The sequence below is a fragment of the Pseudomonas sp. HD6515 genome (genome assembly GCF_024971855.1).
In the GTDB taxonomy this organism is placed as follows: domain Bacteria; phylum Pseudomonadota; class Gammaproteobacteria; order Pseudomonadales; family Pseudomonadaceae; genus Aquipseudomonas; species Aquipseudomonas alloputida.
Genome location: NZ_CP079827.1, coordinates 4506801 through 4518805 on the forward strand (window position 1 = coordinate 4506801; position 12005 = coordinate 4518805).

Below are 12005 nucleotides of genomic sequence, written 5' to 3' on the forward strand. Positions count from 1 at the left end.
AGGTCCTTTTTACTGGAGCACGGCCAACTGGTAGGCCGTGTACTTGCGAATATTGATCACACCGGTGTCGAAGATCAGGTACTGGCCCTTGATGCCCAGCAGCGTGCCCTCGGCCACCGGGTCCTTGTCGAGGTTGAAGCTGACAATCTTCTTCGGGTACGCCTCGACCGGGTAGTTCATCTGCACCACTTCGGCGTCCGGCAGCGGCTGGATCGCCTGCAGGCCAAAGCGCCCCTGCAGCTCGCGCAGGCCGTCGGCGCAGGCTTCGAAGACCTGCTCCCGGATGGCCGGCAGGTCGAGCACCTCGGCATCGCCCTTGAGCAGCGCGCGCCAGTTGGTACGGTCCGGCACCTGGCTGCGCAGCACGTCTTCGACCAGGCCCGATTGCTGCCGGGTGGCCACGCGCATGATCGGCAACGCCTGGCTGGCGCCCTGGTCGAGCCAGCGGGTGGGCAGCTGGGTGGCACGGGTGATGCCGACCTTGATCCCCGACGAATTGGCCAGGTAGACGACGTGGTCGGTCATGCAGAACTGTTCGCCCCACGACGGCTCCCGGCAGGTGCCGGCGTCGTAGTGGCATTTTTCCGGGGCCATGATGCACACATCGCACTGGGCCAGCTTGGTCATGCACGGGTAGCAGTAACCCTGGCTGAAGCTGGTCTTGGTGCGCTTGCCGCAATGGCTGCAATGAATGGCGCCGAGGTATTCCAGGCGCAGGCGCTGGCCGATCATGGGGTTGACCGGCACCTGCGTGTCATCCAGGCGGAAGCTGTACTGCACCACCGGTGCCTGCAGGCTTACCGCCATCTTGCTCAACGAGCCACGTGCGAGTTCGATCAATGTACCGAGTCCGACTTGAACAGAATGTTGGCAATGGGCGCGGACTTCGACGCGCATTCCTGAGGGCCCATGTAGCCGGTGCGCTGGTCTTCAGGCAGGTTCTTCATCTCCCAGGCGATGACCGCCTGCAGCGACAGCTCTTTCTGCTCGGCGGTGAGCTTGCGGCCATCGGACCATTTGCCGATTTCCACGGCCAGTTTCAGGCTCTGGTAGATTTCCGGGGTAATGTTTTCAATCATTTGCGCGAAAGTGGACATAGTGTCTCCTGATTCAAGCCGACAGTTTACGCCGGGCCAGCGCCCCACCCAAGAGCCCGGTCAGGCATCCGATGAGCAGCCCGCCGACGTGGGCGGCATTGGCGATCTGGCCAAGGCCGAGCGTGCCGACCACGCCGGTCAGGCATACCACCAGCCAGATCAGCATCATCACCAGCACGCCCTTGGGCAGGTTGAAGTAACGGTCAGGCGCCAGCCACTGGTACAGCCAGATATGCCCGAGCAGGCCGTACAGCACGCCGGACAGGCCGCCAAACAGGCTCGGCCCGCTGGTGTAGTGCTGGGCCAGGTTGGACACGAGGCTGAACAGCAGGGTCAGGCCCAGCAACGCCCACGGGCCCTGGCGCAGTTCGATGCGTTTGCCCAGCTCCCAGTACCACAGGCTGTTCATGGCCAGGTGCAGCACACCGAAATGCAGCAGCATGGGCGATACCAGGCGCCACCACTGGCCTTCATCCAGGGTTTGCGCCAGCGAGGTGAAGTACAGGTAGTCGCCCTGGACACGGAAGTCGAGGAAGGTGAACCAGCTGATGGTGGTGAAGTTGTCGCCAAGGCCCGTGAGGCCGGCGACGATGAAGCACAGCAGCAGGGTGAGGGTGGTGATTTTGCAGGCCTTGGCCTGGGCTGCCAGAGAAGGCTGTGTGGGGGCATTCGCCGGTGAACCCGCCCCTACAGGGTCGGCGCTGGCCGGCAGGTCGGCGTTGCCGTCGGGGTAGCGCTGGTAAAGCTGCAGCACATCTTCGGCCAGGGTGTCGGGAGCCCAGAGAACCTGGGCATCACCCTCCTCGCTGACCCGGTGCGGCACCTGCAGGCGTTGCAACAGGTGGACGAAGCCGCTGAGGTCGACCGACAGCGGCAGGCGCATCACTTCGATAATGTTCATTGGTTGGCCTGTGGTCGGTCGACGTCGACCCAGACGAACTTGTGTGGGTCGATACGGGTTTCATCATCCAGCCTGTAGGCAACCAGCTTGCCGTAGAGCACGGCGCTGTAGTCCAGGCAGGCCAGGTTGGCGCGGATCGGTGCCGGTCGGCCGCTGCGCCAGTAATGCCCGACGAACAGCATCGGCTGGTCTTCGTCATAGCGCAGCAAGGCGTTCTTCTGGCTGTGGCTGAGCGGGGTGCTGGCCACTGCCTCGGGCAGGGCATCGGGCTGGAACACGATGTCACCGTAGGTTTTCGGGTCTTCTTCCCAGAACTTGGTGCGGAAGAACGCGCGGGTCAGGCCGTCGCCGCCGGTCAGCGTCAGCCCGTCCGGCAGGCGCATGTCGGTACCGCGCAACAGGCGGTTGCACACCGTGTCGGCAAAACTGCCACTGACCGCCGAGGCCTGGATGAAGTGCTCATCGATGCGTCCGTCGGGGTATTGCCGGCGCAGCGGCTCGATCAGCCGCGGGTCCCAGCAGGCGTGCACCAGACGGAAGCGCCCTGCATCGATGAACAGCGGCAGCTGGTAGAACCAGTTGACGAAATCGTGCCAATCGCCGGGGTGCTGGGCAAACTGGGTCAGGGTTTCGTCGATCAGCCGGGCATGCCGCGGCGTATGTTCGCGGACATAGGCCTTGCCGCTGCCAGGCAGCGCCGGGGTGACCCAGCCCAGGGCATTGTATTCGTGGTTGCCCATGATGCAGAACGCCTGGCCGGCTTCGACCATGTCGTGGACGATGTGCAGCGCCTCACGAATGCGTGGCCCGCGGTCGACGATGTCGCCAAGGAACAGCGCCTGACGTCGCGGGTGGCGCCACACACCAGCCACGCGCTTGTATCCGAGGGCGTCGAGCAGGCGTTCAAGGGTCAATGCACAGCCGTGCACGTCGCCGATGATGTCAAAACTTCGCGCCGGATCGAGCATCAGTCGTCACTGCTCCCCAGGCGGCTGCCCCAACCCAGTTTGGTGCGGCAGACCTCGTAGTAATTGTGGTCCAGCGGGTGGATCAGGCGCAGCTTTTGCGGCTTTTTGCTGACCGTGATGGTGTCGCCGGGGGCGCACGTGAAGTGGTTCTGGCCGTCACAGGACACCTGCGGGTAGATCTGCAGGTCCTTGGACACCACGATCTTCAGCTCGCTGTTGCCGTCAACCACGATCGGCCGACCCGACAAGGTGTGCGGGTACATCGGCACGATGACGATGGCATCGAGCTTGGGGTGCATGATCGGGCCACCGGCCGACAGCGCATAGGCGGTGGAGCCGGTGGGGGTGGCGACGATCAGGCCGTCGGCCTTCTGGCTGCAGACGAACTGGCCGTCGATGTAGATCTCGAACTCGATCATGCGCGTGGACTTGCCTGGGTGCAGCACCACGTCGTTCAGCGCATCGCCCTGGCCGATGGCCTCATGGTGGCGACGCACCTCGGCCTGCAGCAGGAAACGGTTTTCTACCAGGTAGTGGCCGTCGAGCACTTCGGCGACCTTCTGTTCCAGCTCGTCGGGGCGGATGTCGGTGAGAAAACCCAGGTTGCCACGGTTGATACCCAGCACCGGAATGTTGTGCCGGGCCAGCGCGCGGGCAGCGCCCAGCAGGCTGCCGTCGCCGCCGACCACGATAACCAGGTCGCAGACCTCGCCCAGCAGCTTGCGGGTGGACGTCTGCAAGCCATGACCGGGCAGCACTTCGGCAATGGTGTCCTCGAGGATCACGTGCAGGTGGCGATCGAGGAGGAATTTTTTCAGTCGGCGAATGGTGTCGAGCACCTGCGAGCTGCCAAGGCGACCGATGATACCGATATTGCGAAATTGCTCCATGGGGCTCCTGCGAGGCTCTGCGGCGGGTGACGATGCGCCGATTATGGGCGAAACCACCGGGCAGCGGCAAACCGGCTATGCTCGCAGGATGACGCCATTCGCCCAGCTTCACGACCTGCCCCGACAACTGCAGCACTCTACCGTGCGTGACCTGGCATGGGCCCTGTTGTCGCCGCCCCTGCTCAGCGCCCCGCCCTGCCCCCAGCGACACCCGCTGGCGGGCAGCCTGTGGGCGCAGCAGCCGCAACGCCTTGAACAATGGTTGCGGGCCCTGGATGCCGATGACCGACCGTTGCGCGAGTGGCTGGCGCAATTGGGCAGCCGGCGCCTGGGGCATTACTACGAACGCCTGTGGCAATTTGCCCTGGGCCAGGCGCCAGGCATCGAGCTGCTGGCCGCCAACCTGGCGATTCGCGACGGCGGGCGCACCTTGGGCGAGCTCGACGTGGTGTTGCGTGACTGCGACGGCGTGCACCACCTGGAACTGGCGATCAAGCTGTACCTGGGCCCGGAAGGCGCCGGGCACGATCCCCATGCCTGGCTGGGGCCAGGTTGCCATGACCGGCTGGGGACCAAGCTTGCGCACCTGGCGGGGCACCAATTGCCCATGTCCAAGGGGGCGCACAGCCGTCAGGCGCTGGCCCAGCTAGGGGTGGAGCAGGTGCAGGCGCAAATGTGGCTGGGTGGTTACCTGTTCTATCCACGGCCTGGGCATGCCGAGGCGCCGGAGGGCGCCAACCCGCAACATTTGCGCGGGCGCTGGCTTCGTCGGCGGGACTGGGTGATGGCCGAGGGCGAGCGTTGGCAGCCGCTGCAGCGGCATGCCTGGCTGGCACCGGCTAGGGTGGCGTCAGGTGAGTGCTGGCAGGCGGAGCAGTTTGCGGCGTGGCTGCATGTGCTGGAGCAGCAGGCACCGGCGCACTTGCTGGTACGACTGGTGCCTGATGCCGAGGGCGCCTGGCAGGAGGCAGAGCGGGTGTTTCTGGTGGCTGATGACTGGCCGTATCTGCCCGGTAACTGATGTCGCCTGTTCCTGCCCCTTCGCGGGCCCGCCCGCGAAGAGGCCGGTGGCTGGCAACACAATTTTCACAGACCCAGCGCAAAGATTCGTTTCTGGTAACCATTACAATGGTACCTGAGCGCCAGCAAGAGCGCCTTTCCGACCTGATGACGAGGACCGATCATGGTTTCATCCAACCCCGCGACCCATTACGCGCGCCTGTCCATCGCCCTGCATTGGCTGATGCTGGTGCTGCTGGCCGCTGTCTATGCACTCATCGAACTGCGTGGCCTGTTCCCCAAGGACAGCGTCGAACGCAACCTGATGAAGGACCTGCACTTCATGCTCGGGCTCAGCGTGTTCGTGCTGGTCTGGCTGCGCCTGGCCATGCGCCTGAGCCGCCCGACGCCGCCAATCGTGCCAAAACCACCGGCCTGGCAGACTGGCCTGGCGCACCTGATGCACCTGGCACTGTACCTGATGATGATCGGCCTGCCGCTGGCCGGCTGGCTGATCCTCAGCGCCGCCGACAAACTGGTGCCGTTCTTTGGCCTGGAGCTGCCACATCTGATCGGCCCGAACCCGGACCAGGCCAAGTTCATCAAAGGCTGGCATGAGCGTATTGGCAGCTGGGGCTACTGGCTGATCGGCCTGCATGCACTGGCCGGGCTTTACCATCACTATGTGCAGCGCGACAACACGCTGTTGCGCATGCTGCCTTACAAGTAACCGCGTCGCCCCTGCAGGCCGCCTGTGTGCACGAAGATCAGGCGGCTGCCGGGCTTGAACAGCCCGGCAGCGACCTGATCACGCAAGGCCAGCAGAGCCTTGCCGGTATAGAGGGCTTCGAGCGGCACGTCAGTGTGCTGCTCGCAGTCGGCGATGAACGTCAGTAGCGCATCGTCGAATTTTCCGAAACCGCCACGGCAGGCGTCGTGTAGCTGGTAGCCGTGCGTGCCGGCCAGTGCTGCCACCGTCTCCGGCACCCCATGATCCCTGGGTACGGCCAAGGCGCCATGCACGGCATGCGCCCCTGCCTCCGCCATTACCAGCCCGGCCAAGGTAGTCCCCGTTCCGGCAGCCAACCACCAGGCGTCGTAGTCTGACCACCCCAAGGCCGAGATTTGCGCGCGCGCCTGCTGCATGATCAGCGCGCAGCCCTGCGCACCGGCCAGCCCGCCGCCCCCTTCGGGGATACAGTGCCAGCCTGGGTAGCGCGCCTGCCAGGAAACCCAAAAGCCTGGCTCATTACGCGCACGGTAGCCGCCGTAGCCTAGCCAATGCAGTTTCATGCCCAGCGCCTGCAGGTCACGCACGGTTGGCGTGTCCTGGGCATGGCCGCGTAACAGGCCGACGGTGGCGAAGCCGAAACGCTTGCCGGCAGCGGCCAAGGCGTGCAGATGGTTGGAGTGGTTGCCGCCAAGGCTGATCAGGCCTGGAGCATGGCTGGCGCCGGCCTGTTGCAGGTGGTGGCGTAGTTTGAACCACTTGTTGCCGCTGATCAGCGGGTCGATCAGGTCCAGGCGCAGAATGGCGGCCTGGACCTGGGCTTGTTGCAGCCAGGGCAAGTCCAGAAACTGCAGGGGGGCTTGGGGGAGGTCGAATACATGCATGGATCGCAGTGTACAGGGTAATCCCGCAAGCGCTTGTAATCGATGAGTCGCCCCCGCCGAGGCATCACAGTGCCAGGGTGGCTCGACACAGGCATCGATACCCCGGCACAGGCTGTCGTAGGAGCGGGTTCACCCGCGAACACCGGCAAAGCCGGTGCCATCCACCGCGTCACCTGTTTCGCGGGCATGCCCATAGATTAAGGCGCAGGTGTCGGGTTCACGCAGCCCCAACGACCTCAGAGCTCAGCCGCCAACCGCGAGCCTTGGTTGATCGCCCGCTTGGCATCCAGCTCGGCCGCCACATCCGCGCCACCAATCAGGTGCACCGACTGCCCCGCCGCCGCCAGCCCTTCCTGCAGCTCGCGCAGCGGATCTTGCCCGGCACAGATCACCACGTTATCCACCGCCAGCACCTGCGGCTCGCCGCCGTCCACACGAATGTGCAGGCCGGCATCGTCGATAGCCAGATACTCCACGCTGTTGAGCATCTGCACCCCCTTGTTCTTCAACCCGGTGCGGTGAATCCAGCCGGTCGTCTTGCCGAGCCCGTCACCCACCTTGGATTTCTTGCGCTGCAACAGGTACACCTGCCGCGCCGGAGCATGCGGCTCGGCCTTGATCCCGGCCACACCACCTCGCGCCTGAAGGTGGGTATCGATGCCCCACTCTTTCCAGAATGCCGCTCGGTCCTGGCTGGTGGCCACGCCCTCATGTACCAGGTACTCGGACACATCGAAGCCGATACCTCCCGCGCCAATCACGGCCACCGACTTGCCCACAGGCTTGCGCTCGAGCAGCACGTCCAGGTAGCTGAGCACCTTGGCGTGCTCCACGCCCGCAATGGCCGGGGTACGCGGGGCGATGCCGGTAGCCAGGATGATTTCATCAAAGCCGCCGCCCACCAGTGCCTGCACATCCACACGGGTATTCAGGCGCAGGTCGACGCCCGTGCTTTTGACCTTGTTGCGGAAGTAACGCAGCGTTTCGAAGAATTCTTCCTTGCCCGGCACCCGCTTGGCCACGTTGAACTGGCCACCGATTTCGCTGGCGGCGTCAAACAGGGTCACCGCGTGGCCCCGCTCGGCCGCCACGGTGGCCGCCGCCAGGCCAGCCGGGCCGGCGCCTACCACGGCAATGCGCTTCACCGTACGTACAGGCAGGTAGTTGAGTTCGGTCTCGTGGCAGGCACGCGGGTTGACCAGGCAACTGGTCAGTTTGCCGCCGAAGGTGTGGTCCAGGCAGGCCTGGTTGCAGCCGATGCAGGTGTTGATTTCATCCGCGCGACCGGCAGCGGCCTTGTTGACGAAGTCCGGGTCGGCGAGAAACGGTCGGGCCATCGAGACCATGTCCGCATCGCCCTCGGCCAGCACCGCCTCGGCCACCTCCGGGGTGTTGATGCGGTTGGTGGTGATCAGTGGAATGCTCACCACGCCCCGCAACTTGGCGGTGACTTTGCTGAAGGCCGCACGCGGCACTTTGGTGGCGATGGTCGGAATACGCGCCTCGTGCCAACCGATTCCGGTGTTGATCAAGGTAGCGCCGGCCTGCTCGATGGCCTTGGCCAGCAGCTCGATCTCGTCCCAGGTGCTGCCACCCTCGACCAGGTCGAGCATCGACAGGCGGAAGATGATGATGAAGTTCGGCCCTACCGCGCCACGCACCCGGCTGACGATTTCCACTGCCAGGCGCATGCGGTTTTCATAACTGCCGCCCCAGCGGTCGGTGCGGTGGTTGGTGTGGGCGGCGAGGAACTGGTTGATGAAGTAGCCTTCCGAACCCATGATCTCGACACCGTCGTAACCGGCACGCTGGGCCAGCACGGCACAATTGACGAAGTCGGCAATCTGCTTCTCGATACCCTCCTCGTCCAGCGCCTTGGGCTTGAACGGGTTGATCGGCGCCTGAATCGCGCTAGGTGCCACCTGGCGTGGGCTGTAGGCGTAGCGCCCGGCATGCAGGATCTGCAGGCAGATCTTGCCACCGGCAGCGTGCACCGCCTCGGTGACGATGCGGTGCTTGTCGGCCTCTTCCTCGGTGCTGAGCTTTGCCGCACCGGAATACACCCCGCCTTCATCATTGGGCGCAATGCCGCCAGTGACCATCAGGCCAACGCCACCGCGGGCGCGCTCGGCAAAGTATGCAGCCATGCGCTCGAAGCCGCCGGGGCGCTCTTCGAGGCCAGTGTGCATCGAGCCCATCAGGGTGCGATTGCGCAAGGTGGTAAAGCCCAGGTCCAGCGGGGCAAGCAGGTGCGGGTAGCGGTCGGCGGCCATGGAAAGGTCCCCTGATGGCGTGATCACGGATTGCGGGCACCTCACTGGGTGGCGGGCCCCGTCGTTTGTCTGTCTGCGACATTAAACAGCCGTTTGAATTGCCTCAATGATCAAAACTGACAAGTTAATGATCGTGATGAACAGTAGAGGCAGCGACTGCCGGGAAGGCTCCAGAACTTCAGCGCTATAAGGTTCGCCTGGCTTGATCGCCAAACAGTCTCCTCGCGCATTTGCCAGACAACGCGGCTCTGCCAGACTCTTCAAGCACGTTTGATCATCCACCCATGGAACGTGGCGCCTACTCAGTGCGCCCGGAGGGTTCGCTCATGCTGACAAAAGGATGGGACACCATCAGCATCGTTCGCCAGGACAGCGTGAACAGTGACCTGGCAGCCAGCTGGAACAGCCTCGACCACGAATTTTCCTATACCTCGGATGAAGGCTACGCCTGCCACGGGGTGTTCGACTGCTGGTCGATCATCAACGGTGGCGGCGGTCGCTTGCTGCGCCTGCGCATGCCTATACGCTCAGGTTTTTTCGAGGCCAGTGGCACCAGCCGCTCGCTGGCCGGCGCGGCTGCCATCATCGAGGTCACCCTGTCGCTGTTGCCACAAGGCAACGGCCAGGTGCAGTTGAAGTCGGCCTTCCTGCACAAGGCCGGAGCCACTCAACCCCTGCAGGGCGACGAAGGCGGCTGGCTGCGCGGCATCACCCTGCAAGACCCCGACGGTTCGCTAGGTCCTTTCGCCTCCGTGGTGTTGGACTGCATCTGCAACTACCTGGTCGAGCATCCCCGACAGTTCACCCATACCTTCGCGACCATCAACTTCAGCAAAGCCACTGCCCCGGAATGGGCCAGACCGCGAAAATGTACCTATGCGTACCTCGATTCAGGCTTCCTGGCGATCATGGCCGTATGTACCGAACGCGACATCAGTGGGCTGCCACTGGATATCGATGTGTCGGGCATCAGCCAGGGTGGACAGTCGAGCTACGTGCTGTCTCCACGCATGGTCCTGGAGCATCTGGTACTGCCCGGGCTGCTTCAGCTTTACCAGGGTGCCACGGCGCAGGACTACCGCTTCGACAATACGCAAATGGTCAACATACCGACCTTGCGCATGAAGGCCATCAAATCAGGGGCGATCTGGTACACCCCCGTTGTCTTCGCCGGTTGCAACCCTGCACGAATGCTCGGTGACTTCATCACCGTCGACTATCAGGGCAACTGTGACCTGCACGCAGGTATCGACATGAAGTGGAACGGCTGGCTGAGGATGAAGCTGGTGCTCGATGGCAACACCATCAACTTCGTCAAGCAATCGTCCGACTTCAGAAAGGAAGTGCATATTCCCTGGTACCTGGCCTGGCTCTCGCCCATCGTCAGCCTGATCACCCACATCGTCGCCGCTGTGATCTCCGATGACCTGATCAGCGCCATCGCCGCGCGCGGCGGCTCGGTCAAGGCCGACACCATCGATTGCGTGTCCTGGAGCAACGACACCCATACCGCTTCGTCGAGCTACCTCGCCGAGGCCCTTGTCATCAACTACGTGTGACCCCACCAACACAAGGAGCCGTATCATGAGCAATGAAAGCAAGGTCATGCTGTCCGGGTTTGCCCAACCCATCTCGCTGCGCCTCGATCACCTCAATGAAACCGCGCGCCAGACCCTGCGCGAATCGCCCCTGTACCGCAACGCGGCGTTTGTACACAGTTCCGAAGACACCTTGCGCGCCGCGCAGCTACTGACCAATGCCGGAACACTGGCCAGTACGGTCACGACCAATGGCTGGGATACCGTGAGCATCTGCCGGGTCTCTGCGCTCAACCAGCGCATTGCCCTGGAAAAAACCTACCCCGCCAGCATAGACGCCGGGGTCGACAGCTTCTCGCTCAAGGCCGACTTCGACGCCTGGTCGATTACCACCGGCGGCGACGGACGCAACGTCAAGGTACGCATCCCCTTCGGCTCGGGGACATACAAAGGCCTGAATGGCAAAACCTACCAGGTCCAGGGAATGTCTGCGGATGTCTACGTCAAGCTCAGCTACTTCCCGGCGCCCAATCCAGTATCGGCTTCAGACGGCACGTATGAACTGCAAGTCAACACCCAGGCAACGGACCCGGATGACCCGATCGCTGCGGTGATTGCCCTGAGGGACCCGAACAACGTCTTGAGCGGCATTGACCAGAGCGTGATGCGCGGCGTACTCGAAGACTGGCTGAACCAGCCCGAGAACCTGAAGAAGTTCGACACCCTGTTCAGTACCGTACTGATCAACAACATGGGCAAGGAAAGCGAGGAATTCAAATGGCTGCGCGCCACCTCCATGAGCTATGCCTATACCGACAAGAACACTGAGGAAAGCAGCATCTTCGGGGTGCTGGCCATGACCAACGAGCGTGACTCCACGGGTTTGCCGAACCAGTTGCCTGCCGTGATGCTGGCTGCGGACAACAATGCCAACTTCCTCATCAGCCGGGAGATCTTCGTCAAGTACCAGTTGCTGGCGGCATTGCCGTTCATCTTCGAGGGTACCACCGCGGCCAACTTCACCCTGGATTCAGCGGGCACATCCATCACTGCCAACGACCTGAAGCTCGACAGCGTCAAGTTTGGGGCCATCACCTATCATCCCGTGGCCGAAAAGTTCGATATCAACTTCGACGAGTCCTATATCCGCACCGAATGCAAGGTACGCACCGATATCTCACCGGGTATCGTGGCCTATACCCGTATCGTCACCAAGCAGACGCTGCAACTGGGCGTCAACGACAAGGGCGAACAGGTGATGGTATATGCCATGGTCGGAGACCCGGATGTCCAAAACACGACAGACATCGCCACCTGGGTGGTCGTCACCGAAGCCATTCTAGGCGCGATTGCCGCCGTGGCCACCGCCGTGGCGGGTGGTGTGGGCGGCAAGGTGATGGCGTTGATCGTCGGCATCATCGCAGCGTTGGTGGTGGCCATTGTCAGTATCGTCATCCACGTGATCATCGAGCGCGTGGTGGCGGGTGGTGTAACCAACAACATTCCGTCCATAGCGCCCATGGTCAAGGTGGCGGCGAACCAGGTCAAATGGCCATTCAGTGAACCGGATGCCTTTGTCCTGACCGACATCACCTACTCCGGTGCGCTGATATTCGGTGGCTCGCTGAAGTTGCTCGAGAAATTCTGCATCCAGGACAAACGTCTCGCCCTGGCGACGCTGGCCGCCTGACCCTGCCAACACAACCCCGGGCCTCAACGCCCGGG

At 63.2% G+C, this 12005-nt stretch carries 11 protein-coding genes; 4 read left to right on the forward strand and 7 right to left on the reverse strand.

Features of this window, described 5'->3' with window-relative positions; translation table 11 throughout:
- Nucleotides 1-9 precede the first annotated feature (9 nt).
- The 5 genes from KW568_RS20865 to KW568_RS20885 are packed head-to-tail and all read right to left on the reverse strand — an operon-like array spanning nucleotide 10 to nucleotide 3856.
- Nucleotides 10-840 (reverse strand): DUF2797 domain-containing protein, encoded by an 831-nt coding sequence (locus KW568_RS20865; protein ID WP_003247225.1) that lies wholly within the window; start codon nucleotides 838-840, stop codon nucleotides 10-12.
- Nucleotides 837-1097, reverse strand: coding sequence for a YeaC family protein (locus tag KW568_RS20870; protein WP_003247224.1), 261 nt, complete (start codon nucleotides 1095-1097; stop codon nucleotides 837-839). The genes KW568_RS20865 and KW568_RS20870 overlap by 4 nt, the downstream gene beginning before the upstream one ends.
- Nucleotides 1098-1110: 13 nt before the next feature.
- Nucleotides 1111-1998, reverse strand: a complete 888-nt coding sequence (locus tag KW568_RS20875) for a rhomboid family intramembrane serine protease (RefSeq protein ID WP_004577424.1) — start codon at nucleotides 1996-1998, stop codon at nucleotides 1111-1113.
- Nucleotides 1995-2969 (reverse strand): metallophosphoesterase, encoded by a 975-nt coding sequence (locus KW568_RS20880; RefSeq protein WP_176393466.1) that lies wholly within the window; start codon nucleotides 2967-2969, stop codon nucleotides 1995-1997. The genes KW568_RS20875 and KW568_RS20880 overlap by 4 nt, the downstream gene beginning before the upstream one ends.
- Nucleotides 2966-3856: an NAD(+) kinase gene (locus KW568_RS20885; protein WP_003247220.1), complete on the reverse strand. Its 891-nt coding sequence runs from the start codon at nucleotides 3854-3856 to the stop codon at nucleotides 2966-2968. The genes KW568_RS20880 and KW568_RS20885 overlap by 4 nt, the downstream gene beginning before the upstream one ends.
- Here KW568_RS20885 and KW568_RS20890 point away from each other — a divergent pair.
- Entirely contained in the window at nucleotides 3855-4877 is a 1023-nt protein-coding gene (locus tag KW568_RS20890; RefSeq protein ID WP_033727069.1) for a DUF1853 family protein, read from the forward strand. The two genes, KW568_RS20885 and KW568_RS20890, sit on opposite strands and share 2 nt — an antisense overlap.
- A gap of 162 nt (nucleotides 4878-5039) precedes the next feature.
- Nucleotides 5040-5585, forward strand: a complete 546-nt coding sequence (locus KW568_RS20895) for a cytochrome b (RefSeq protein WP_004577421.1) — start codon at nucleotides 5040-5042, stop codon at nucleotides 5583-5585.
- Here KW568_RS20895 and KW568_RS20900 read toward each other — a convergent pair.
- Together KW568_RS20900 and KW568_RS20905 are read right to left on the reverse strand one after the other, a co-directional pair.
- A complete protein-coding gene (locus KW568_RS20900) occupies nucleotides 5576-6469 on the reverse strand; it encodes a 1-aminocyclopropane-1-carboxylate deaminase/D-cysteine desulfhydrase (RefSeq protein ID WP_004577420.1) in 894 nt (297 codons plus the stop codon). The two genes, KW568_RS20895 and KW568_RS20900, sit on opposite strands and share 10 nt — an antisense overlap.
- 236 nt (nucleotides 6470-6705) lie before the next feature.
- On the reverse strand, nucleotides 6706-8742 hold the full coding sequence (locus KW568_RS20905; RefSeq protein ID WP_004577419.1) for an NADPH-dependent 2,4-dienoyl-CoA reductase: 2037 nt from the start codon (nucleotides 8740-8742) through the stop codon (nucleotides 6706-6708).
- A gap of 326 nt (nucleotides 8743-9068) precedes the next feature.
- On the opposite strand from KW568_RS20905, the gene KW568_RS20910 reads away from it, so the two are divergent.
- Nucleotides 9069-10301 carry a TULIP family P47-like protein gene (locus KW568_RS20910; RefSeq protein WP_004577418.1) on the forward strand — a complete coding sequence of 411 codons (1233 nt, stop codon included), beginning with the start codon at nucleotides 9069-9071 and terminating at the stop codon, nucleotides 10299-10301.
- 25 nt (nucleotides 10302-10326) lie between these two features.
- On the forward strand, nucleotides 10327-11970 hold the full coding sequence (locus KW568_RS20915; protein ID WP_003247214.1) for a TULIP family P47-like protein: 1644 nt from the start codon (nucleotides 10327-10329) through the stop codon (nucleotides 11968-11970).
- Nucleotides 11971-12005: the final 35 nt, after the last annotated feature.